This is a genomic window from Nocardioides lacusdianchii, assembly GCF_020102855.1.
In the GTDB taxonomy this organism is placed as follows: domain Bacteria; phylum Actinomycetota; class Actinomycetes; order Propionibacteriales; family Nocardioidaceae; genus Nocardioides; species Nocardioides lacusdianchii.
The window spans coordinates 65,923-89,089 of the sequence record NZ_JADHZD010000012.1; the positions used below are offsets into that span (position 1 = coordinate 65,923).

At 74.0% G+C, this 23,167-nt stretch carries 20 protein-coding genes; 10 read left to right on the top strand and 10 right to left on the bottom strand.

Annotation, left to right across the window (positions count from 1 at the left end; genetic code table 11):
• The first annotated feature begins 27 nt into the window (after positions 1-27).
• On the top strand, positions 28-702 hold the full coding sequence (locus tag IRX98_RS16465; RefSeq protein WP_224278619.1) for a GOLPH3/VPS74 family protein: 675 nt from the start codon (positions 28-30) through the stop codon (positions 700-702).
• A gap of 18 nt (positions 703-720) precedes the next feature.
• Here the strand turns inward: IRX98_RS16465 and IRX98_RS16470 are convergent, their stop codons facing one another.
• The 5 genes from IRX98_RS16470 to IRX98_RS16490 are packed head-to-tail and all read right to left on the bottom strand — an operon-like array spanning position 721 to position 6,862.
• Complete coding sequence (locus tag IRX98_RS16470) at positions 721-1,722, bottom strand: 5'-3' exonuclease (RefSeq protein ID WP_224278621.1); 1,002 nt, start codon at positions 1,720-1,722, stop codon at positions 721-723.
• 41 nt (positions 1,723-1,763) lie between these two features.
• Positions 1,764-2,453, bottom strand: a complete 690-nt coding sequence (locus IRX98_RS16475; RefSeq protein ID WP_224278623.1) for a glycosyltransferase family 2 protein — start codon at positions 2,451-2,453, stop codon at positions 1,764-1,766.
• Positions 2,450-3,763 carry a bifunctional PIG-L family deacetylase/class I SAM-dependent methyltransferase gene (locus IRX98_RS16480; RefSeq protein WP_224278625.1) on the bottom strand — a complete coding sequence of 438 codons (1,314 nt, stop codon included), beginning with the start codon at positions 3,761-3,763 and terminating at the stop codon, positions 2,450-2,452. The genes IRX98_RS16475 and IRX98_RS16480 overlap by 4 nt, the downstream gene beginning before the upstream one ends.
• Positions 3,760-4,794 carry an acyl-CoA dehydrogenase family protein gene (locus IRX98_RS16485; RefSeq protein WP_224278627.1) on the bottom strand — a complete coding sequence of 345 codons (1,035 nt, stop codon included), beginning with the start codon at positions 4,792-4,794 and terminating at the stop codon, positions 3,760-3,762. The genes IRX98_RS16480 and IRX98_RS16485 overlap by 4 nt, the downstream gene beginning before the upstream one ends.
• A complete protein-coding gene (locus IRX98_RS16490) occupies positions 4,787-6,862 on the bottom strand; it encodes a catalase (RefSeq protein ID WP_308045248.1) in 2,076 nt (691 codons plus the stop codon). The genes IRX98_RS16485 and IRX98_RS16490 overlap by 8 nt, the downstream gene beginning before the upstream one ends.
• Positions 6,863-6,999: 137 nt before the next feature.
• Between IRX98_RS16490 and IRX98_RS16495 the strand changes: the two genes are divergently transcribed.
• The gene (locus IRX98_RS16495; RefSeq protein ID WP_224278629.1) at positions 7,000-7,323 is read left to right on the top strand and encodes a putative quinol monooxygenase; all 324 of its coding nucleotides are present in this window, start codon (positions 7,000-7,002) and stop codon (positions 7,321-7,323) included.
• Positions 7,324-7,341: 18 nt separating this feature from the next.
• Here IRX98_RS16495 and IRX98_RS16500 read toward each other — a convergent pair whose 3' ends face one another.
• Positions 7,342-7,836, bottom strand: coding sequence for an SRPBCC family protein (locus tag IRX98_RS16500; protein WP_224278630.1), 495 nt, complete (start codon positions 7,834-7,836; stop codon positions 7,342-7,344).
• Positions 7,837-7,924: 88 nt separating this feature from the next.
• On the opposite strand from IRX98_RS16500, the gene IRX98_RS16505 reads away from it, so the two are divergent.
• On the top strand, positions 7,925-8,779 hold the full coding sequence (locus IRX98_RS16505; protein WP_224278631.1) for a universal stress protein: 855 nt from the start codon (positions 7,925-7,927) through the stop codon (positions 8,777-8,779).
• Between the two features lie 30 nt (positions 8,780-8,809).
• Here the strand turns inward: IRX98_RS16505 and IRX98_RS16510 are convergent, their stop codons facing one another.
• The gene (locus IRX98_RS16510) at positions 8,810-9,793 is read right to left on the bottom strand and encodes a zinc-binding dehydrogenase (RefSeq protein ID WP_224278632.1); all 984 of its coding nucleotides are present in this window, start codon (positions 9,791-9,793) and stop codon (positions 8,810-8,812) included.
• Positions 9,794-9,925: 132 nt separating this feature from the next.
• Between IRX98_RS16510 and IRX98_RS16515 the strand changes: the two genes are divergently transcribed.
• From IRX98_RS16515 to IRX98_RS16530, 4 genes are all read left to right on the top strand, one after another.
• Positions 9,926-10,294 (top strand): DUF2256 and DUF3253 domain-containing protein, encoded by a 369-nt coding sequence (locus IRX98_RS16515; RefSeq protein WP_224278633.1) that lies wholly within the window; start codon positions 9,926-9,928, stop codon positions 10,292-10,294.
• A gap of 215 nt (positions 10,295-10,509) precedes the next feature.
• Positions 10,510-12,024: a DUF3375 domain-containing protein gene (locus tag IRX98_RS16520; protein WP_224278634.1), complete on the top strand. Its 1,515-nt coding sequence runs from the start codon at positions 10,510-10,512 to the stop codon at positions 12,022-12,024.
• The gene (locus IRX98_RS16525) at positions 12,021-12,746 is read left to right on the top strand and encodes a DUF4194 domain-containing protein (RefSeq protein ID WP_224278635.1); all 726 of its coding nucleotides are present in this window, start codon (positions 12,021-12,023) and stop codon (positions 12,744-12,746) included. Before IRX98_RS16520 ends, IRX98_RS16525 begins: the two co-directional genes overlap by 4 nt.
• Positions 12,743-16,237, top strand: coding sequence for an ATP-binding protein (locus IRX98_RS16530; RefSeq protein WP_224278637.1), 3,495 nt, complete (start codon positions 12,743-12,745; stop codon positions 16,235-16,237). The genes IRX98_RS16525 and IRX98_RS16530 overlap by 4 nt, the downstream gene beginning before the upstream one ends.
• A gap of 18 nt (positions 16,238-16,255) precedes the next feature.
• Here IRX98_RS16530 and IRX98_RS16535 read toward each other — a convergent pair whose 3' ends face one another.
• Positions 16,256-16,546 (bottom strand): hypothetical protein, encoded by a 291-nt coding sequence (locus IRX98_RS16535; protein WP_224278639.1) that lies wholly within the window; start codon positions 16,544-16,546, stop codon positions 16,256-16,258.
• A gap of 95 nt (positions 16,547-16,641) precedes the next feature.
• Between IRX98_RS16535 and IRX98_RS16540 the strand changes: the two genes are divergently transcribed.
• Positions 16,642-18,603 carry a sensor histidine kinase gene (locus IRX98_RS16540; RefSeq protein ID WP_224278642.1) on the top strand — a complete coding sequence of 654 codons (1,962 nt, stop codon included), beginning with the start codon at positions 16,642-16,644 and terminating at the stop codon, positions 18,601-18,603.
• 29 nt (positions 18,604-18,632) lie between these two features.
• The gene (locus IRX98_RS16545; protein ID WP_224278644.1) at positions 18,633-20,243 is read left to right on the top strand and encodes an amidohydrolase; all 1,611 of its coding nucleotides are present in this window, start codon (positions 18,633-18,635) and stop codon (positions 20,241-20,243) included.
• A gap of 12 nt (positions 20,244-20,255) precedes the next feature.
• On the opposite strand, the gene IRX98_RS16550 is transcribed toward IRX98_RS16545, so the two are convergent.
• Positions 20,256-20,990 carry an ANTAR domain-containing protein gene (locus IRX98_RS16550; protein WP_224278646.1) on the bottom strand — a complete coding sequence of 245 codons (735 nt, stop codon included), beginning with the start codon at positions 20,988-20,990 and terminating at the stop codon, positions 20,256-20,258.
• 112 nt (positions 20,991-21,102) lie between these two features.
• On the opposite strand from IRX98_RS16550, the gene IRX98_RS16555 reads away from it, so the two are divergent.
• Entirely contained in the window at positions 21,103-22,038 is a 936-nt protein-coding gene (locus tag IRX98_RS16555) for a universal stress protein (RefSeq protein ID WP_224278648.1), read from the top strand.
• 24 nt (positions 22,039-22,062) lie between these two features.
• Here the strand turns inward: IRX98_RS16555 and IRX98_RS16560 are convergent, their stop codons facing one another.
• The gene (locus IRX98_RS16560; RefSeq protein ID WP_224278649.1) at positions 22,063-23,166 is read right to left on the bottom strand and encodes a zinc-binding dehydrogenase; all 1,104 of its coding nucleotides are present in this window, start codon (positions 23,164-23,166) and stop codon (positions 22,063-22,065) included.
• Position 23,167: the final 1 nt, after the last annotated feature.

The following is a 23,167-nucleotide window of genomic DNA, read 5'->3' on the forward strand; positions in this document are numbered from 1 at the left end:
GGCAGGATGCCGCCTAGCGTGGCAGGCATGTTGATCGCCGAAGAGCTCTTCCTCCTCCTGCGCCGCGACGACGGCACGCCCGAGGCCTGGTCGGCCCAGCGCGGTTACGGCATCGCGGCGGCCGCCATCACCGATCTCGCGCTCGCCGGGCACGTGACGCTCAGCGATGACAGAGACCCGCGCGTGTCGGTGCTGCGACCGGGGCCCGTGGGCCACCCGGCACTGGATGCCGCGATGGCGCGCCTCGAGGCCGGTGAGGGGAAGAAGCTCTCCTCGCTGGTCGCCGACCGTCAGGTCGCCGTCGAGCAGCAGGTGGCAGCCGCCCTGACCGCCGACGGGATCGTCCGCACGGAGGAGAAGAGGGTGCTCGGACTGGTGCCGGCGAAGTACCCGGTGCTCGACCCGGGGCCCGAGCGCCGCGTGCGCGAGCACCTGCGCGCCGCCCTGGCGGGCAGCACCCCGCGCACCGAGGACGCGACCCTGCTGGCGATCCTCCAGGCCCTGGGTGTGGCCCCCAAGGTCCTGGCGCAGGAGAAGGGCACGCTCGGTCGCCGCGACCTCGAGCAGCGCATCAAGGAGATCTCGGCCGAGGTCGAGGCCGGTGACGCCGTCTCCAGGGCGGTGCCCACGATGAACTCGGCGATCCCCGTCGTCACCTCCGACGGTGGTGGGGACGGCGGCGACGGCGGAGGCGGCGACTGACGGTCGCGGGAGTGGCGGTCAGCCCGACGCCGGCCGGCCGGTCAGGACGCGTACGGCGAAGTCGGTGGTGAAGTCGTTGTCGAGGAAGCCGACCACCCGGGTCACCCGGTCCAGGTCGAGCGGCAGCAACCCTCGGGAGCCCGGCACGTCGGGGGTCAGCCCGAGGTCGAGGTCGTCGCGGCCCGACATCATCCGCACGTTGAAGTCGTAGCGCTCCCGCGCGCCCTCGGCCCGGAGGCGGCGTACGACGGTGGCGCCGACGCGGCGACCGCCGGTCTCGGCGGCCCAGTCGTCGAGGGCCTCGAGCAGCGCCCGGCCGTCGTTGTGGTCGATGTCGGCCCACGCGGCGTCCATCGAACCGGCGACGTCCAGGAGGATCGCGGCGGTCTTCTCCCCGATGCCCTGCACGCCGGGCAGGTTGTCGCTGGAGTCGCCGCGCAGGGCGGCGAAGGCGAGGTAGTTGGCCGGGCGGACGGCGTACATGTCGAAGAGGCGCGCGGGGTTGAGCATCGGGGACCCGTGGATCCCGCCGTCGATGAGCCGGAGCACCCGCGTGTGCGCGCTGATGTGGGCGAAGGCGTCACGGTCGGAGGTGATGATCACGCAGTTCCACCCGTTGCGCTCGGCCCACGTGGCGCCGGAGGCGTTGACGTCGTCGGCCTCCAGCCCGGGCGGGGTCACGGTGGCCAGCCCGAGGGCGTCGAGCAGCGCACCGGCGCGGTCGAGCTGGTCGACGAGCTCGGGGTCCTTCTGCGCGCGCCCGGCCTTGTAGTCGGGGTAGGCGTCACGCCGCACCGACCCGGTCCGGTCGTCGAGGCCGAAGACGATCGCGTCGGGCGCCATCGTGTCGATCGACTCCAGGATCTGGCGCAGCATCCCCTGCAGCGCCCAGATCGGACGGCCCTGCCGGTCACGCAGCCCGGTGTGGGCGCGCGCGTGGTGATTGCGGTGCAGCAGCGACGGCGCGTCGACGACCAGCAGCAGGCGGCGGGCGCGGGGGTCGGGGGTGCTGGGAGCCATGGTGATCGGCGCCAGCCTAGACGGCCCGGGCGCAGCCGCGATCAGGCGCCGAGGCCCTCGAGGTAGGAGGCGAAGCCGAGCGGCGCCCGGACCGTACGCCGTCCCGACGTCGACACGTCGATGGCACCCGTGGCGACCCAGTCGAGCGAGGCGCGTCGCATCGCCTCGACGAGCTCGACGTCCTCGTGGACCGGGAGCGGGGCGAACCCGCCGACGTGGTGGTAGGCCTCGAGGGAGAAGCCGAGGTTGGCACCGTGGACGTGCTCGTGCCCGTCGGAGAGCGTGTGGCGGGCGTGCCAGGCGGCCAGCACGTCGGGGGACAGGTCGACCGGGCGTGGGCTGACCGTCCCCACCACGAGGTCGTGCCCCTCCGCGGCCAGGCGCACCTGCGTGAGCAACCAGTGCGGCGGCACCACGCTGTCGGCGTCCGTGCTGGCGATCCAGAGCCTGCTGCGGTCCCCGGCCCAGTCGGCGGCCGTCTCGACCCCGAGCGCACGCGCAGCGCCGACGTTGCCGGCGCGGCTCGTGACCGCTCGGACGCCGTGTCGGGCCACCACGCCGGCGGTGTCGTCGCGGCACACGTCGAGCACGACGAACACCTCGGTGCGCACGGTCGGGTGCTGGGCGCGCAGCACCTCGCGGGCGACGCGTACGGACTCGAGGCAGGCGGGGAGCAGCGCCTCCTCGTCGCGCGCGGGGATGACGACGGCGACCGCCGACGGCGTTCTCACGAGGGCCGCCCGAGCACCAGCAGGTCGAAGTCGCGCTCGTGGTGCTCGACCAGCACGGGCGCACCGGTGGCGAGGAAGGCGTCGTGGACCGCGGGACCGGCCAGCGGCCACCCGGCGGGCTGGTGGCGCCAGTGGCACAGCACGAGGTGCCCGTCCTCCGACATGGTCGAGAGGGCGAGCCCGACCACCTCGTCGAGCTGTCGCGGACTGAGGAAGTAGCCGACCTCGGAGATCGAGACGAGGTCGTGCCGGCCCTCGGGCCACTGCTCGGGCACCCGTGCCCGGTGGACCTCGAGGTGAGCGAACCCGGCCGTACGCCGACGTGCGAGGTCGATCGCGGCCTCGCTGTCGTCGATGGCCAGCACCCGGTCGCAGCGGTCGGCCAGGTCGACGGCCAGCGCCCCGACCGAGCAGCCGACCTCGAGGGCGCTGCGGTAGCGCTCGCGCGGCAGGCTGGCCAGCGTCAGCGCCCGCTTGCGCCGCTCGTAGGCGGACTCCACCTGCCACGGGTCCGGGCGGTCGCGGTGGACCTGGTCCAGGGCGTCGTCCTCGACCGGCTCGTCGAGCAGCAGGAACACCTCCCCGTCGCGGTCGAAGTGCGCCAGCAGGTCCGGCCCCAGCAGCACCTCGTCGCCGGGTGCCGGGGACAGCGGCCGCACCTGGCTGGCGTGCGCGGCGACGGCTGTGCGCTTGGCGGCGCGACCAGCCTCGTCGAGCTCCAGCCGGGCGGCACGGTCCCACGGCACGTCGTCGGGGGAGCCCCAGTGCCAGAGCCAGACGGGGTACTCGACCAGCAGCGCATCGGTGCGTACGGCGGCGACCGCGGCCGCACGACCGACCGCCTCGTGGTCGGGGTGGCCGTCGCCGCGCCACGGGGCGCAGAGCACCACCTCGTCGCCCCGGGTGCCGACCTCCTCCACCAGCGCTGCCACCAGCGCGTCCGTGTGTGCGGCGACGTCGCCGTCGGGGAGGTCGAGGCACGCCACTGTCGCGTCGGGGGCGAGGCCGGCGATCGCCTCGCGAAGCTCGCGGCGGCGTAGGTCGGCGAGCCGGGCGGGCGGGTGCGTGGGGGAGTCGGGGTGCGACCCCTCGCCCGCGGTGGCCGTCACGACGGTGACCTCCCACCCGGCGCGTGCGGCCGCGCGGACCAGGCCGGCCGCTCCGAGGGTCTCGTCGTCGGGGTGAGCGCCGACGACGACCAGACGGGCACGCGAGTCCGGGAGGTGCAGGGCCGGGAGGGCCTCGATCGACGGCGTCCACGCGGCGGCGGGCGTGCCGGCCCGGTCGTGGCGGAAGGCGGGCTCGCTCACCACCCGGACGGCTCCGACCGCAGGAGCGCCTCGCCGAGGGCGGCCTGGTCACGCTCGGCGTGCCACTGGCGCAGGTAGAGCTCGAGGTCGGCCACGCGCCGGGCGTGCTCGTCGTCGGTGGCGAGCGGTCCCGGCCCGAGCCCGTGGGCGGCGCGGCGGAGCACGTCCTCAGCGGCGAGCGCCACGACCTCGCGCACCCGCAGGGCGGCACGCCAACCGTCCGCGCCGCCGAGCGTCCCCGCGTCGACGGCGTGGGCCGCATTCTCGAGCACGCAGCGCGCCGCGTGCAGCTGGGCATCGACGGCACCGAGGTGCATGAGCGCCACCTGGTCGGGCGGCCGGCTCGCGGAGGCAGAGAGCATTCGACGCGCGATCCCGACGGCACCGCCGAACCACACGGCGGCCACTCCGATGCCACCCCAGGCGAAGCCCGGCCGCTCGAGGTACCACCCCGGTGCCCCGACCGCCCGGGCCGCGGCGCCGGAGAAGTCCAGGGGACCCGAGTCGACAGCGACGAGGCCACGGGCGACCCACTTGCCGGGCACGGGGGTGACCGCGTCCTGCGTGAGGTCGACGGCGAAGAGCTGGCGCTCCTCACCCACCCACGCGCTGACCAGCGCGTGGTCCAGCACGCCCCCGAGCGAGCACCAGTGCTTGCGCCCGGTGAGGACGTACGCCGTCCCGTCGGGCTCGGCGCGCAGCGGCTCGCCGGGGCCCTCGGCCGCGAAGACGCCCCAGGTGCCGGGCGGCGCGGTCTCGCACGCCTGGTCGAGGATCGCGAGTGCGTCGAGGTGCGGCTCGAGGGTGCGCGCGACGGTCAGGTCGGCCGCCGCGACGCTCGCCAGCGCCGACCACACGTGCGCGGTGCGCCCGGTGCCGGGTGTGGGCAAGCGCGCGCCCAGGTCACCGGCGAGGGCGAGGGCGGCGGTCACGTCGCCCGCCGCCCCCGCTGCCCCGGCGGCAGCCTCGGTGAGCTCGTCCCGCTCGGCCCCGGTCGGGGAGCCGAGCGGCACCGGGCCCGGCTCAGGCACGGACGTCGCGGTCCCAGTGCCTCAACGAGGCACAGCGGGTGACGAAGACGGCCGCGTCGTCGGCGGAGGCGAGGTCGAGGAAGCCCTCGTCCGGCTCCACGCCCGCTGCCGTGAGCAGCGCCGTGGCGCCGGCGCCGAGCCCGACCAGCTTGTGGTGGGCGAAGGCGTCGCTGACGAAGTCCTTCGCGCTGGCACGGCGGGCCAGTGCGTCGGCACCCTCGGACGACGGCAGCAGGGCCACCGCGTCGAAGAGCACCGACGGGCCGCCGTCGATCGCGTGGTCCGGCGTCAGCGTGCCGCCGCCCTTGAGCTTCACCGGGCCGATCGCCGGGGCGACGTACTCGACGACCGCGCCGGCGTCCTCGAACGCCGAGGCGACCGCCTTCACCACCGCCTTGTCGCTGCCGTCGGTCACCAGCACGCCGAGCTTGCGACCGGCGAAGGACTCCGGTCCGTTGAGCAGGATGCTCAGCGCGGGCGACTCCGGCAGGTCGGTGCGCGTCGGCACCGCGGCCTCTGCCGCCTCGGGGAGCGGCATCGCGAGCGTGTCGGCGACCGCCCCGGCGAGGTCCTCGTGGACGTTGCGGAGGTTGCCCAGCATCCGGGTGCGGATCTTCGGGTCCTCGACCTTGCCGAGCTCGAAGGCGAAGGCGGCCACGATGTGCTCGCGCTCCACCTCGGTCTGGCTCAGGAAGAACTGGCGCGCCTGGCTGTAGTGGTCGGCGAACGACTCCGCGCGCAGTCGGCGGGTCGGCCCGGCCTCCTGGCGCATGACGCTCTGGTAGCCCTGGACCACGTCGGCGCGCGGTCCGCGGTCGTCGCCGGCCAGCGAGTTGGGCTCGTAGTTGCCGCGCCCCTCCTGCAGGGAGGTCTGCATGTGGCCGTCGCGCTGGAAGTGCGCCACCGGGCAGCGCGGGGCGTTGACCGGCAGCTGGGTGAAGTTGGTGCTGCCCAGGCGCTTGAGCTGGGTGTCGAGGTAGGAGAAGTTGCGGCCCTGGAGCAGCGGGTCGTTGCTGAAGTCGATGCCCGGGATCACGTTGTGGGTGCCGAAGGCGACCTGCTCGTTCTCGGCGAACATGTTGACGACGTTGCGGTCGAGGGTGAGCCGCGCGATGACGCGCACCGGCAGCACCTCCTCGGGGATGATCTTGGTCGCGTCGAGGACGTCGAAGTCGAACTCCTCGGCGAAGGCCTCGTCGAAGATCTGGACACCGAGGTCCCACTGCGGCAGGTCGCCGCTCTCGATCGCAGCGTGGAGGTCACGACGGTGGAAGTCGGGGTCGGCGCCGTTGATCTTGAGTGCCTCGTTCCACACCACCGACTGCATGCCCTGGCGCGGCTTCCAGTGGAACTTCACGAAGGTCGAGTCGCCCTCGGCGTTGACGAAGCGGTAGGTGTGGACGCCGAAGCCCTCCATGAAGCGGAACGAGCGCGGGATCGCGCGGTCGCTCATCGCCCACAGCAGCATGTGCGTCGACTCCGGCATCAGCGACACGAAGTCCCAGAAGGTGTCGTGGGCCGAGGCGGCCTGGGGCCAGCCGCGGTCCTGCTCCTCCTTGACCGCGTGGACGAGGTCGGGGAACTTCATCGCGTCCTGGATGAAGAAGACCGGGACGTTGTTGCCGACGATGTCCCAGTTGCCGTCCTCGGTGTACATCTTCACCGCGAAGCCCCGCACGTCGCGCGCCAGGTCGGGGGAGCCGAGGTTGCCGGCGACGGTGGAGAACCGGACGAACGCTTCGGTCTTCTTGCCCTTCTTCGCGAACGGCGCCGCCCGGGTGAGGTCGGGGATCGCGTCGAGGCACTCGAGCGTCGCGTGGGCGCTGTAGCCGCGGGCGTGCACGACCCGCTCCGGGATGCGCTCGTGGTCGAAGTGGAACATCTTGTCGCGGAAGGCGAAGTCCTCGAGCAGAGTCGGCCCGCGGTCGCCGACCTTGAGCGAGTTCTGCCCGTCGCCCAGGGGCGTGCCGGTCGCGGTCGTCATGCGCTCTCCGCGCTTCACGCCCTGGTGGAGCTCGTCGCCGCTGCCCCTCTGGTCCGTCGTCGTGCTGGGGCGCTTGTTCGGCATGTGTCTCCCGGGGTCTGTTCGGGCGCAGGGGTGCGCCCGTCCCTCGACGCTAGGTGCGGCACGCCGGACCGGTCACCTCCGTTGGGGCGTGAGTACGTTGGGAACCGTCCGAGTCGTGCCGTACGCCAGGAGTCGTCTTGATCTTCATCACCGCCAAGTTCGCCGTCCGTCCCGAGCACGCCGAGGCGTGGCCCGAGATCTCCCGGCCCTTCACCGAGGCCACCCGTGCGGAGCAGGGGTGCCTGTGGTTCGACTGGTCGCGCAGCCTCGACGACCCGAACGAGTACGTCCTCGTGGAGGCCTTCCGCGACGGCGACGCCGGCGCCGCGCACGTCGGGTCCGCACACTTCAGGGCCGCGCAGGACGAGCTGCCGCCGTACCTCGCCGCGACCCCGCGGATCGTCAGCCAGAGCGTGGACCAGGACGACTGGTCCGAGCTGGGCGAGATGCAGGTCGACTGAGCCGGGCGCGACCGGGGCTCAGGCCTCGAAGTCGGCCTTCAGCCTCTTCAGCGTGGTGGCGATGTTGCGCCGCTGGAACTGGTGGAAGTGGTGGCCCCGGGTCGCGACCTTGTCGAAGGCGGCCGCCACCGCGTCGGGCCACCGCCGGTCGTCGGTCCAGGTCTCGGTGACCCGTGTTCCGTCGGCGACGGGCTCGAAGGTGTAGCTCCACGTGGCGATCCGGCTCCGCACCCGCGGGTTCCGCAGGCCGATCCCGCGGACCTTGAACGCGAACTCGCGACCCGGCTCGGCCGCCGTCACGACGCAACGGGTCGACCAGCGCGCCGGGCCGCGCCGGTTGGTGCCGACGAAGGTGTCGCCGACGGTGAGGGGCGTGCCGGGCGCGGGCACCTCGCCGGCGATGTTCTCCGGGCTCCACCGCGGCATCTGCGACGGGTCCGCCACCCGGGCGTAGATCGCCTCCGCGCTCGCCGGGACGACCGTGCTGTCGCTGACTGTCAGGGGGCGCGCCATGGCGCCACCCTACGGAGGGACCCTTGGTCCCGCCGGTCAGGGACCTAGGCCCCTGACGGTCGTCGCCGGCCGCCGCGAGGCTGGAGCCATGAGGACGACATTGCCCCTGGTGGTGGCCTACGACGGTTCGCACGACGCCAAGCTCGCGCTGAGGTGGGTGGCGGAGGAGTCGCTGCGCACCGGCGCCCCGGTCCGCGTGCTCGCGGTCAACGAGCTCCTCTCGCCCACGTGGGGCGGTGTCGGCGGGTCGATCGTGGTGACCGAGACCTACGTCCGCGACTGCTCCGAGCTGCTGGGCGAGGCGGAGAAGGAGCTCGCCGACCTCGGCGTCACCGACGTCACGACCCAGGAGCGCTCGGGCAACGTGGTCGACGTGATGCTCCACGCCGCGGACCACGCGTCCGTGCTCGTGGTGGGCAGCCGCGGCCACAGTGCCGCCGGCGAGGCCCTGATGGGCTCGGTGAGCCAGCACCTCGCTCGCCACGCGGCCTGCCCGGTCGTCGTGGTGCGCGAGCCCCACGACGCCACGTCGCGGCGGATCGTCGTCGGCATCGACGGCTCGGTGACGAGCATGGCAGCGCTCGACTTCGCCGTACGCCGTGCCGAGGAGACGGGCGAGACCGTCGTGGCCGTCCACGGGTGGCGGGACCACGTCGCTCCTGCCGACGTCTACAGCTCCGAGCCGCGGATGATCGAGATCCGGGAGCACGAGCTGCTCCTCGCCGAGAGCCTGGCCGGCATGCGCACCGAGCACCCCGACGTACGCATCGAGCACGAGGCGATCGCGGTGACCCCGGAGAAGTGCCTGGTGGACGCCTCGGCCCACGCCTCGCTCGTCGTGGTCGGCTCGCGCGGCCGGGGCTACTTCCGCGGCCTGCTGCTCGGGTCGGTCAGCCAGGCGGTGCTGCACCGCGCCCAGTGCCCGGTCGCGGTCGTCCGCTGATCGTGCGGCGTCCCGCGACCGGGAGCCGGCTCAGGGGCGCAGCAGGACCTTGCCGCGGCGACCGGGCGCACCGTTCGCGCGGGCGGCGTCGGCGATGTCCTCCAGCGCGTAGACCTTCTCCACCGGGAGGGTCAGCGTCCCGGAGGCGATGCCGCGGACCAGCTCGCCCATGAGGGCGGCCCGCTTGTCCGCCGACATCGCGCCGAAGACCTTGCTGCCCCAGAATCCCTTGATCACGGCCTGCTTGAAGATCACGTCACCCGAGCCGATCTCCAGCGTGGGGGAGGCCATCGCGCCGAAGACCACGAGCACGCCGTCGTCGGCCAGGAGGGACACGACGTCGCCCGCCGCGGACCCGCCGACCGAGTCGACGCCCGCCACGAGGGGTGCGTCGCCGACGATCTCGCGGACCCGGTCGCGCCAGCCGTCGTCGTCGGTGGCCACGACGTGGCCGATGCCCTGCTCGCGCAGCTCCTCGACGCCGTCGGCACGGCGTACGAGTCCGAGCACGTGCACGCCGCGGGCCTCCGCCAGCTGGGCGAGCAGGCGACCGACCGCGCCGTTGGCGGCGTTCTGGACGAACCAGTCGCCCTCGGAGAGCTCGAGGAAGTCGAGCAGCGCGATGGCGCTGAACGGCATCGAGACCAGCTGGGACGCGGCCTCGTCCGAGACGCCCTCGGGCACGGGGACCAGGCCCGCGGCCGGAGCCACGATGAGCTCGGCCCAGGCGCCGAAGGTGCCGCCGGTGGCGACGCGCTGGCCGACCTCGAGGCCCTCGACGCCCTCACCGAGCGCCTCGACGACCCCGACGGCCTCGGTCCCGGCGCGCGCCGGCATCTCGGGCTTGAAGCCGTAGCTGCCGCGCACGGTCCACAGGTCGTGGTTGTGGATGGGGGAGAGGAGCACGCGCACGAGCACCTGTCCGGGACCGGGCCGGGGGTCGGGGACCTCGGTCACCGAGAGGACCTCGGACGGGTCTCCGAAACGGGGCTGGACGAGTGCGCGCATGCTCATGCCTTTCGTTGCTTCTCGTGGTCTGTCTCCTTCCCAACCGACCACGGCCGCCCGCTATGCCGCGGACCGGTGAGGTGAGGGTGAGGTCACACGCGTCGTACGCCCCTCGGTGCCGGGCGGCACACTGGACGCATGACGCCCGAGCCCAAGACCTGCCAGTCCTGCGGGCGCACCATCGAGTGGCGCAAGAAGTGGGAGCGCGACTGGGACCAGGTGCGCTACTGCTCAACCTCCTGCCGCAAGCGCGGGGTGAGCGAGGTCGACCGCCGGCTCGAGGCCGCGATCACCGACCTGCTCGCCCAGCGCGCCCGCTCGGCCACGATCTGCCCCTCCGACGCCGCCCGGCTGGTCGGTGACGAGGACACCTGGCGCGACCTCATGGAGCCGGCCCGGCGCGCGGCACGTCGGCTCGTCGAGCGCGGCGAGGTGGAGATCACCCAGGCCGGGCACGTGGTGGACCCCTCGACGGCGAAGGGGCCGATCCGGATCCGGCGGCGTTGAGGGGTCGCTGTCCGTCGGCGCTGTCGGTCGCGTTCCCCGGGTACCCGGGGAAACTGGAGCCTCCACCCCGAAGCTTCGGGGGCAAGGCTCCAGCTTCGAGGGTGAACCCCACCGTGCACGACGCGTGCGGCCCCCGCTTCCCGTCGGCGTACGGCGGCTCTGGGATGCTGTCGCGTCGCAGGACAGGTCCGTACGAGCGCAGTGGAGGTGAGCAGGTGAGCGAGATCGCGGTCGAGCTCGCGCGGGTCAAGGGCGCCTTCGCCCAGCCGACGCTGACCCTGCTCCACCAGCGGCAGGCCCCCGTGGTCATCACGATCTTCCGGGCCGCCTTCGGTCGCAACAACCGACCCATCCCCACGGCGCGGCTGCACACCCAGGTCGAGGAGCACCTCGCCGGGATCCGCGAGTCCGGCGAGACCGACCTGCCCAGCGGCAGCGGCCGTGAGATCTGCCAGCGATGGATGCGCGGCCAGTGGCTGGTGCGCTCGCTCGACGAGCAGGGCCACGAGGTCTACACCCTCACCTCGCACGCGCAGCAGGCCCTCGAGCTGGTGAAGAACCTCAGCCGCGACCGCGCCACCCTCAGCGAGCACCGCATCACCACGATCCTGGGCACGGTGCGCCGCTTCAACTCCGAGGCCAACCCCGACCGCACGACCCGGGTGACGATCCTCAACGAGGAGATCGCGCGGCTGCGGGCCGAGCGCGACCGGCTCGTCGACGGCGACGAGATGCTCGGGGCCACCGAGGACTACATGCACGAGGGCTTCACCGAGCTGCTCTCGCTCATCTCCGCCCTCCCCAGCGACTTCGCCCGCGTCGAGGAGCGGTTCGGGGCCATCCGCGGCGAGATCCTGGCCGCCTTCCGGGCCGAGGACCGCCCGGCCGGCGAGGTCATCGACGCCTACCTCGCCCGCGCCGACGCGCTGATGACCGCCACCCACGAGGGCCGCGCCTTCGAGGGCGCGTTCGCGCTGCTGCGCGACGACGCGATGGTGACCCAGCTGCGCGAGGACCTCACCGCCCTGCTCGAGCACCCGCTCGCCGACCGGCTCCTCAGCGACGCCGACCGCGCCGAGCTGCGCGGCACGGTGAGCCTGGTCCGCGAGGGCCTCGACCGGGTGCTGTCGCAGCGCTCGCGGGTGACCGCGACGCTGAAGGAGTACATCGTCTCCCACGACGCCGTGCGCGACCGCGAGCTCGAGCAGACGCTGCGCCAGGTCGAGTCGGAGCTGATGACCTGGATGGCGACCACCGGCCCCCGTGCCGTGCACGCGGTGCCGCTGCTCCCCGCGCGAGCGTCCGTGGACCACCTGCGCGAGCGCTTCCACGACCCCGCCGACGACGTGCTGCCCGACCCGATCCGGACCGCCGACCCCGCCGACGCGCCGCCGGTGTCGCTCGACGAGCTGATCGCCCACGGCGGCCCGCAGCTGGACTCGCTGCGCGACCGGCTCGAGGCCGCCCGGTCGGACCTCTCGCCGGCGCGCTCGCTCGGCGAGCTCTTCGACCGGCTCGAGCCGTCGCTCCAGCGGCCGGTCGAGATCTTCGGCCTGCTCCACCTCGCCGCCGACCTGGCGCGCGGGCCCGACAGCCACGACACGACGGACACCCCGGCCGAGACCTATGTCGCGGTACGCCACGACGGCACCCGCCGTACGTTCGCGGTCCCGCGGGTGCCGCTGCCGGACCCCGACCTCGACACCCACGACCAGGAGGCCCGCGCATGAGCGTGGACACCGATCTCGAGACCGACATCCACCTCGAGAGCGAGGACGCCGACCTCGACCTCGCCTCCGTCTCCCTGTGGGAGGGCGACGAGGGCGGGCTCGAGCACGGCCAGCGGCACGCGCTCGTCACGCTGCTCAAGCAGCGCTTCATCAGCGCCCGGACCCACCCGCGCGACTGGCGCGTGCTCGTCGAGCACGAGCGGGTCATCCGCGGGCGCCTCAACGACCTGTTCCTCGACCTCCTCGTCGACCGGTCCCGCGAGGTCGCGTGGAAGCGCCAGGCGACCTCCGAGACCGGTGGCCGCTTCCCGACCCTGCTCCACGACGTGGCGTGGTCGCGCGAGGAGACACTGGTGCTCGTGCACCTGCGCGACCGGCTCCGTGCCGGGCTCGCCGGCGGCGACGCCCGGGTGTACGTCGACCGCGACGACGTGGTCGACTACATCGAGAGCTTCCGTCCGGCCCACGCCACCGACGAGGCGGGCGACGAGAAGCGTGCCCGCAACGCGGTGACCAGCATCGTGAAGGCCGGTCTGCTCATTGGCGCCCCCGGCGACGACCGCTTCGAGATCAGCGAGGCCGTCGAGCCGCTGCTGCCGCTCGAGCTGCTCCACGAGCTGCTCGAGGCGCTGCGTCGCGCCAACGGCGGCGAGGCACCGGACGAGCCGGAGGGCGACCTCTTCGACCCGGCTGCCGACGAGCAGGGACAGGAGCAGGCATGAGCATCGACGAGGTGCGCCCCGACGCCACCCCCGACTCCGGCCCCGACTCCGGCCCCGGCTCCACCCCTGACGGCAGCGGCCCCGACGGGCTCTTCGCCGAGCACAGCGTCGTCACGCCGGCCGACGACACCATGCAGTGGCGCGCGGCGCTGCTGCAGCTGGTCAACTGGGGCGGCTTCGGCGGGCTCACCACGGTGCCGATGCGCGGTGACGCCACGATGATCTCCGGCGCCTCGGGCGTCGGCAAGAGCACCATCCTCGACGCCTACACCGCGCTGATGATGCCGTCGGACACCAAGTTCAACGGCGCCTCCAACGACGCCGTCGCGGGCCGTGCGCGCAGCATCGGCCAGCGCAACCTGCTGTCCTACCTGCGCGGTGCCGTCGACGTCATCGACGACCCGCGCACGGGTCGCCCGGTGGAGCAGCTGCTGCGCGGGCGCGGCTGCGACACCTGGGGCGCGGTCGCGATGACGTTCGTCAACGACCGCGGCGGGCAGTTCACAGTGCTCCGCACCTACTACGTCCCGCGTCGCGCGACCCGCTCCGGCGAGGTCCAGATGCAGCTGGTCACCCACGACGGCCCGCTGCCGCTCGACACCCTCGAGGTCGCGGTCGCCGAGCGCTTCCACGCCAACACCCTCAAGAAGCTGTTCCCCGGCGTGCGGGTCCACCGGACGTACGCCGAGTTCGCCGCCGTGCTGCACGCCCGCCTCGGCATCGGTGCCAACGGCGACGGCGCGAAGGCGCTGCGGCTGCTGGCCCGCATCCAGTCGGGCAACCAGGTCCGCAGCGTCGACGAGCTCTACAAGGAGATGGTGCTCGAGCGCCCGGCGACCTATGCCGCCGCCGACCGGGCCATCGAGCACTTCGACGACCTCGACGCCGCGCACGCCGCGATGCGCACCGAGCAGCACAAGCTCGCGCTCCTCGAGCCCATCACCGGCATCCACGAGCGCAAGGTCAGGGCCGCGCGGCGGCTCGCCGAGCTCGACTCCTTCGGCGTCACCCGGTCGGGCGACACCCCGCTGCGCACGTGGCTGCTCCAGGAACACCTGCGCCTGATCTCCCACGCGGTAACGACCAACCGGGCCGACCGCGCCGCGACCACCGACGCGCTCGCGGCGACCACCGCCGCCGAGCGGGCGCTCGTGGCGGACGCCGAGGCCGCGCAGGAGGCCCACCGCGCCGCGGGCGGGTCGACCCTGCAGTCGCTGGCCCTGTCCGTGGAGCAGGAGAAGGTGGTCCGCGAGGACCGGGCGAGCCGGCGTACGGTCCTCTCCGACCGGCTGCTTCCGCTGATCGACGTCGCCGACGCCAGCGCCCCCGACATCGAGTCGGCGCTGATGTCGGCCGAGGCGTTCGCGGTGCTGCAGCTGCACGCGCGACAGTGGCTCGCAGGTTGGGAGCGCGAGCAGGAGCGGCTCAAGCGCGAGCGTGACGGCGCCCGTGACCGGCGCTACCCGCTCAGCCACCGCCAGGCCGAGCTGCGCCGCGAGCGCGGATCGCTGGAGAGCCAGAAGGGGCGCGTCGGCTCCCGCATGCACGAGCTGCGCGCCGAGGTGGCGCGCGCGTCGGGGCTCTCCGAGGACGAGCTGCCCTACGTCGCCGAGCTGCTCGACCTCGCCCCCGAGGAGGGCCGCTGGCGCACCGCGGTCGAGACCGTCCTCGGTGCCAGCGCCCGCACCCTGCTGGTGCCGGTGGACCGCCTCTCGCACTTCTCCCGCGCCATCGACGGGCTGCACCTGCGCGGACGCCTCGTCTTCGAGGGCGTCCCGCTCGACCTGCCCGACCTGGGCCCGGCCGACCCCGAGCGGATCGCCGGCAAGCTGCTCTTCAAGGACTCGCCGTTCTCGGGCTGGGTGCAGGCGCACGTCGCCGAGCAGGCCCGCAACGCGCTGTGCGTCGAGGACGCCTCCGACCTCGACGGTGGCGGCTTCCGTGTCACCCTCGCGGGCCAGACCCGCAGTGGCCGTCGCGGCACCCACGGTCGCACCGAGGGCCGCAGCATCATCGGGTTCTCCAACGCCGACGCCATCGAGGAGCTCGACGCCGAGCTGGCCTCGATCGGCGCCGACCTCGACGCCATCGACGCCGAGGTGGCAGAGCTCGACCGACGTGCCGCGGTGCTGGAGCACCAGCGCTCGGCGTACGACGCCGTGGCGGTCGCGCGCTTCGACGACCTCGACGTCGAGGCGAGCGAGCGGCGCCTGGCGGAGCTGGAGTCCCGGCGCACCGAGATCCTCGGCGCCGACGACGAGCTCCAGGTGCTGGAGCAGCAGATCGAGCGGCTCGCCGAGCAGCTGGAGTCCACGCGCCGGGTCCGTTTCGGGCTCGAGGAGCGCCAGCGCGAGCTCAACGAGCAGCACGGACGCCTGGTCGACGACGAGGACCTGGTCAACGACCGCCTCGAGACGGCCGCGCCCCTGGCGTTGGACGAGGAGCAGCGCGACGCGCTCGCCGCGGACTTCCGCGCCGCGGCGGCACCGGGCGACCCCGACGACCTCGACCGCTTCGCCGAGACCTCCCAGCGCCTGGCCGAGCGGCTGCGTGAGGCGGTCGGTGACGCCGAGGCGGAGCTGCGCCGCGCCGACGACGAGCTCGCCGCGACCTTCCGCGCCTACAAGCTCCAGTGGGAGTCGCCCAACCTCGGTGCCACGGCGGAGTCGTACGGTGACTACGCGCGCATCCTCGAGGAGATCCGCGGCACCGGCCTGGCCGGACGTCGCTCGGAGTGGCGGCGCCGCCTCACCGAGTGGAGCGGCCAGGACCTCGTGCCGCTGCTGGGCGCGATGGCCGCGTCGGTCGAGGACATCGAGGACCGGCTCGAGCCGATCAACGCGATCCTGCGCCGCCTGGAGTTCGGCGGCGCCGGTGACCGGCTCCGGATCCGGCTGCGACGCCTCGCCCCGGCGCACGTGCAGGTCTTCCTGCGCGACCTGCGCGCGCTCACCGCGCGGCCGGCGCCGGACACCGACGAGGCCGACCTCGAGCAGCGTTTCGCCGAGCTCAGCCGCTTCATGGAGCAGCTGCGCCGCCCGGCCCAGGGCGGGGACGGCACCGCGAGCGAGCGCGACCGCCTGCTCGACGTACGCCGTCACGTGGAGGTCAGCGCCGAACGCTACGACTCGCTGACCGGCGAGCTGCGGGCGACCTACCGCACGCTGGGGGAGAAGAGCGGCGGCGAGAGCCAGGAGCTGGTGGCCTTCATCGTCGGGTCGGCGCTGCGCTTCCGCCTCGGTGACGAGATGCGCTCGCGCCCGCGCTTCGCGCCGGTCTTCCTCGACGAGGGCTTCGTGAAGGCCGACTCCGAGTTCGCCGGTCGTGCGGTGCGTGCCTGGAAGGGGCTGGGCTTCCAGCTGGTGATCGGCGTGCCGCTCGACAAGGTCACCGGCCTCGAGCCGCACATGGACGAGCTGCTCGCGATCACCAAGAACAGCACCACGCACCAGTCGTGGATCACCTCGATCACCGACGCACGGAGCTCCTAGCGGCGAGGCGGACCCGGCTCACTCGAAGAGCCGGTCCTCCGCCTCGACCGAGGTGACCTCCATCCTCAGGGCCAGCACCTTCTCCGGCGACAGCCCCAGCCGAGCGAGGATCACCTGCACCTGCGGCAGCACCCAGGGGTAGGACTCGACCGCGACGCGACCGGCCTCGGTCGCGACGCGGATCCAGACGACGGGCGAGCCGCCGCGGTCCGGCAACCAGTGCGCCTCCAGCACTCCTGCCGGGGCGAGGGAGGCCACGATCGGCAGCATCGCCGCGTCGACCGCCTGGCGCAGCTGCTCCTCACCCATGGCGTCAGCCTAGGTCGGGCACCCGTCCGGGGCGGCGCCGGATAGTTTTGCCTTCAATCGTGCCGGCCGGGCTGCGGCAGCCCTACCGTGGAGCCATGACGTCGGTCCGGGTGCTCGGCCTGCCGGCCACGCTCGGGTTCGCCGTGGCGTACGTCGCCCTCGTCCTCGTGGGCCGGGCCACCGTCCTGCCCGGCTCGTCGGTCAGCCTCGTGTGGCCCGCCGCCGGGGTGGCAGTCCTCTGGCTCCTGGCGGAGCGGCCGGACCGGCAGGTCGGGGTCCTGCTGCCGGTCGCCGTGCTGCTGGGCGTCGTGCTGGCGGTCACAGGGGCGGACGTGCCCCTCGTCATCCTGGGCAGCGCCGGGGTGGCGGTGCAGACCTGGCTGGTGGTGGCACTGCTGCGCCGCTGGTGCCCGACGCTCATCGGCGCCGGCGACCGGGACAGCGTCCACACCCTCCGCACGCTCGCCGTCGGCATCGGGGCCGTGCTGGTCGGCTGCGCCGTCGGGGCCCTGCTGCTCACCCTCGCACTGTGGGTCGCGGGCGACGACCCGGACCTCGTCGACGCCGTGCTGGTCTGGGGCCGACAGGTCGCCGGGACGATCGTGATCGGGAGCGTCGGTCACCTGGCCTGGGAGTGGCGGCGCGGGCACGCCGACCAGCGGGTCGGCGGCGGTGGTCGCACCGAGCTGGCCGTGCTGTGGGGCACGTCGGCCGCCGCCGTCGTTGCGATGTTCCTCCAGCCGCTTCCCCTGGTGTTCCTGCTCGTCCCCCTGACCGGGTGGTGCGCCTCGCGCTTCACCACCTTCACCGCCGCCCTGCACGCGTGCGCGCTCGGGACGGTCGCCCTGGTGCTGACCGCAGACGGGCACGGACCCATCGCCCGCCTCGACGACCCCTACATCGAGGCGATGGGCACCCAGTCCTTCCTGCTGGCCCTCCTCCTGACGGCCCTCGCCGTGGGCACGCTCCGCGACCGCGTGGACGACCTCGTCCGGCAGCTCGTCGCGGCGCAGGCAGTGTCGGACGCCCAGGCCGAGCTGCTCTCCAGGATGACCGGGAGCATGGGGGAGGGCCTGCTGGTCCTCGACGACCAGCGCCGGGTCACCACGCACAACGCCGCGAGCGCGCGGCTCGCCCGCCGGCACGTGCCCGGGGACGAGCAGCGCGCCCTGGCGTCGCTGGTGGACCTGCTCGACCACCCGGTCCGATCGTCGGCGTGGCGCCGGCCCGAGCTCGGCCCCGGCGACGTCGTCGTACCCCTCGCGGACGGGGGCGAGATGGTCCTCGCGGTCACGTCCCAGCCGCTCGCCGCCGGTCGGCTCGGGACCCTGCTGGTCGTGCGGGAGGTCACCGCGCACCGCTCGGGGTTCCGACCGCTGGTGGAGTTCGCGGCGACCGCTGCCCACGACCTCCGCGGCCCGCTCACCACCATGCGGTCCTGGCTCTCGCTCGTCGAGCACGACCTCGACGGGACCGCCCGGGACGAGGCACGTGACGCCGTTCGCCGCGTCGACCGCTCGGTCGTCCACATGAGCGACCTCATCGACGACCTGCTCGCGCAGGCGGCCGCGGAGGGTGTCCAGCTCCGGCCCGAGGCGGTCGTCCTCGGCGGGAGCCGCGGGCTGCTGGCCGAGGTGAGTGAGCTGGTCGGGCTCGCCGAGCCGGTCGTCGTGCAGCCCGACATCCCCGCGGTGCACGCCGACCGCAGCGCCGTGCGTCAGCTCTTCGCCAACCTCCTCGGCAACTGCGCCAAGTACTCCCGCCCCGGGGTGCCGCCCCGGGTCGAGGTGGACGCGCACGTCCGGGGCGACCGGGTCGTCATCGAGGTGCGCGACCACGGCATCGGGGTCCCGGCGGCGGACCGCGAGCGCGTCTTCGACCGGTTCCACCGCAGCGAGGAGGTCCAGGCGTCCTACACCGGCACCGGCCTGGGGCTCTCGCTGTGCCGCACCATCGTCGAGCGCCACGGTGGTCGCATCGTGCGCGTGGCACCGGACGACGGGCCGGGGGCGGTGTTCCGCCTCGACCTCCCGGCCGCGCCCGGTGCGCGACACTGAGTGCCATTCCGACCTACCCAGGAGGCGACGTGGTCGTCACGGTCTTCCGCAACGCTGCCGTGTTCGACGGCCACGCCCACCTCGGGCGGGTCGGTGACGTCCTGGTCCGCGAGGGTCGCGTCGCGGCCGTGGGCGCGGACACGGTGCCTGCCGGGGCGCGGGTCGTCGACGTCGACGGGGGGCTGCTGCTGCCCGGCTTCACCGATGCCCACGTGCACCCGGTGCAGGGTGGGCTGGAGCGGCTCGGGTGCGACCTGAGCGGGCTCCCGGCCGACGCGACGGCGTACGTGCGCCACGTCGGCGAGCATGCCCGCTCCCGTCCCGGCGACGGCTGGGTGCAGGGCGGTGGCTGGGCGATGGCGGCGTTCCCCGGCGGCCTGCCGACCGCGCAGCAACTCGACGAGGTGGTGGCCGACCGTCCGGTCGCGCTGGCCAACCGAGACCACCACGGGATGTGGGTCAACACCTGCGCGCTGGAGGTCGCCGGCATCACCGCCCGCACCCCCGATCCCGCCGACGGTCGCATCGAGCGCGACGCCGGGGGACACCCGACCGGTGTGCTGCACGAGGGGGCGATGGCCCTGCTCGACCACGTGCTGCCGCCCGTCGACGACGCCCAGCTCCGGGCCGCGCTCCTCGAGGGCCAGCGCCACCTCCACTCCCTGGGGATCACCGCCTGGCAGGACGCCATCGTCGGCGCCTACTCCGGCATGCGCGACGTGGGCCCGACCTACGCCCGCGCGGCCGCGGACGGCGACCTCACCGGCACGGTCGTGGGTGCGCTGTGGTGGGACCGGAGCCGCGGGCGCGAGCAGGTGACCGACCTCATCGCGAAGCGCGAGGACTACTCGGTCGGCAGGTTCGCGGCCACGTCGGTCAAGGTCATGCAGGACGGCGTCGCCGAGAACGGGACAGCGGCGCTGGTCGAGCCCTACCTCGACCGTTGCGGGCACGCCACCGGCAACACCGGGATCTCCTTCGTCGACCCGGTGGGCCTGCGGTCCTATGTCGGCGAGCTCGACCACCACGGCTTCCAGGTGCACGTCCACGGACTCGGTGACCGCGGCGTTCGCGAGGCGCTCGACGCCTTCGAGGGCACGCACCCCGACCGGCGCCACCACATCGCACACCTCCAGCTCGTCCACCCCGACGACGTACGCCGCTTCGCCGCGCTCGGCGTCGCGGCCAACATCCAGGCGCTGTGGGCCTGCTACGACGACCAGATGACCGAGCTCACCATCCCGTTCCTGGGACCCGAGCGCGCCGGTCGGCAGTACCCGTTCGGCGACCTGCACGCCGCCGGGGCACGGCTCGTGGCCGGCAGCGACTGGCCGGTGAGCACCCCCGACCCGCTCGCGGCGATCCACACCGCGGTTCACCGCACGGCGTACGGCGAGCCGGCGCCGGCGGGCACCGAGCCGTTCCTGCCGGAGCAGGCGATCCCCGTCGAGGTCGCGTTCGCCGCCTACACGAGCGGCTCGGCGTGGGTGAACCACCGCGACGACGCAGGCACGGTCCGGCCCGGCGCGGTGGCGGACCTGGTCGTGCTGGACTCCGACCCCTTCCTCGACCCCCACGAGATCGGTCGGGCGCGGGTGCGCTCGACGTGGATCGATGGGGAGTGCGTCCACGAGGCGTGACGCCGCGGCCTCTCAGCGCTCGTGGTGCAGCTGCACGAGCACCCGCGCGAGCAGCACGACCGGCACCCCCGCGCGGCGCGCGGCGTCGTCGAGCTCGCCCCGCGCGTCGGTGACCGGCAGGTCGCGGTGGGCGGCGAGGATGCCCGTGGCGGTGTCGATCGTCGCCGTGTCCCGCAGCTGCGCCGGGGCCCGCTCGGCCAGGGTGCGGCTGGAGAAGTCGAGGTCGGCGTTGCTGATCGCCCCCGGGGCCCAGGCGCCGAAGACCTCGGCCAGCGCCGCGTGGCGACCGACGAACGTGTCGGGTGCGTGGCCGTAGAGGTTGACCGTCGCGACGACGGACCCCTCGCTCAGCACCGGCAGGGTCAGCGTGCTGTGCACGCCCATCGCGGCGCTGGCCCGGGCGAACTGGCCCCACCGTGACTCGCTCAGCAGGCCCTCCGGCGAGGTGGCGATGCCGTGGCCCAGGTCGATGGCGTCGACGCAGGGCCCGGAGTCGAGGTACTGCACCGCATCGAGGGCGGCGATCTCCTGGTCGGTGGCCACCACGGTGAAGGTCAGGTCGTGGGCGCGTGAGGCCATGCTCACGCCGACGAGGCCGGGGGCGACCGCGAGCGCGCGGTCGGAGGTGGCCCTCAGCTGGTCGACCAGGGGGGTGTCGTCCAGGTAGGGGTCCAGCTCGTCCAGGGCCTCGAGCGTCTCGGGGATGGGCTCCATGCCGTCGTCGTACCCACGCTCCGCGTCGGCCATTCATGGCAGGACGGTCGCTGCCGTCGGCGGGACCTGTGGCCCTGTCGTGCGCCGGCGCCGAGGACGACGCTGGACGCAGGGGCAGGAGCGCCGCCCGAGGAGGAGGACGACCATGGACACCACCACGAAGGACGCCGTCGTCGTCGGCGTCAGCGGTCCCGGCCGGGAGACCGCCGCCCTGCGGTGGGCCATCGACCGCGCGCGACGTGACAGGTCGGAGGTGGTGGCCGTCCACGCCTTCCGCACGGCCCTCACCGGACCGCCCCCGCGCGCCCTGCTGACCTTCGCCGAGACCGCCGACATGGCGCACTGGGTGATCAAGCAGGTCGGCGACGAGCTCGCCGGGCTCACGGACGGGACGGTGCCCTTCCGCACCCTCGCCGTCGCCGGCACCCCCGCGCACGTCCTCGTGGACCTGGGCCGCGACGCTCGGGCGGTGGTGGTGCAGCACCACCTGCCGCACGGCCTCCGGCGGCTCTTCGCCGGCTCGACGGCGTACGCCGTGGCGGCGCACGCCGACTGCCCGGTGGTCTCCGTGCCCGCGGACTGGCAGCCCACGACGGACGGCCCCGCAGAGGTGGTCGTCGGCGTCCACGAGGGAGGGGTGCCGCTCGCGGTGCTCGAGGCGGCCTTCACCGAGGCCGAGGCAACGGGTGCGCCCCTGAGGGTCGTCCACGCGTGGCGCCTCGACGCGGTCTACGACGACATCATCACCGACCGCGTCGCCGCCGAGTGGCGCACCGAGCAGCAGCGGGCCGTGACGGGTGTCGTGGACGGGCTGCGAGTCCGGCACCCCGCGGTCGAGGTCACGGTGGAGGTGCGGCACCAGTGGCCGACCGACGTGCTCGTCGACGACTCGCAGGTGGCCTCGCTCGTGGTCGTCGGTCGGCACGGGCCGCACGCCTTCGAGCCGGCGCACCTCGGCTCGCTGGCACGCACGGTCGTGCGCGAGGCGAGGAGCCCCGTGATGGTCGTGCCCGTACGCCCCCACCGCGACGCCCCGCAGGACTGGGAGCTCGTCGCCGACGAGATCTCGCCGCAGGCCTGACCCCCCGCGGTTCGGGGCTGGGGCTCAGAGCTCGATGACCTGCCGCAGCGCCGTCCCGGCCGCCAGCTCGTCCATCGCGAGGTTGATGTCGTCGAGGGAGATCCGTGACGAGACGAGCGCCTCGACGGGGAGGCGTCCCTCGCGCCACCACTGCGCAAAGACCGGGATGTCGCGCGAGGGCACGGCGGAGCCGAGGTAGCTGCCCATCACCGTGCGGGCCTCTGCGACGAGCTGGAGGGGCGAGATGCTCGCCAGCGCGTCGGGCGGGGGCAGGCCGACGGTGACCGTCCGGCCGCCGGGGGCGGTCGCGGAGAGGGCGGCCTCGAAGGCGCGCGCGTTGCCGGCGGCCTCGACGACCACGTCGCACCGCGTGCCGGCCGACGCCAGCTCCGCCGGGTCGAGCGCGGAGGTCGCGCCGAGCTCGAGGGCCCGCGCGCGCTTGGCCGCGACACCGTCGACGGCGACCACGTCGCCCGCACCGAGGGCCACGGCGGTGAGCAGCGCGGCCATCCCGACGCCGCCCAGGCCCACGACCATCACGCTCTGGCCGGGCTCGGGTGGAGCGGCGTTGACCAGGGCGCCGCCGCCGGTCAGGACCGCGCAGCCGAGCACGGCGGCCACGTCGGCGGGTACGTCGTCGTCGACGGCCACGACCGAGCGGGCGTCGACCACCGCGTGGGTGGCGAAGGCCGAGACCCCGAGGTGGTGGTGGACCGGTACGCCGTCGCGGCTGAGGCGGCGACCGCCGCCGAGCAGCTCGCCCGCGGCGTTGCTGGCCGACCCGGGGCCGCACGGCATCCGGCCACCGGTGGCGCAGCCGGCGCACTCCCCGCAACGCGGCAGGAACGTCATCACCACCTGCTGGCCGACGGCGAGGTCGCTGACCCCCGTACCGAGCATCGTCACGCGCCCGCTCGCCTCGTGGCCCAGCAGCATCGGGACCGGCCGTGCGCGGTTGCCGTCGACGACCGACAGGTCGGAGTGGCACACGCCGGCCGCGGCGATCTCGACGAGGACCTCGCCCGGGCCGGGCGGGTCCAGCTCGAGGGTGCCGACCGTCAGCGGTCGCGTCCGCGACCACGGGCCGGGACGTCCCAGCTCCTCGAGCACAGCTCCGGTGATCTGCACG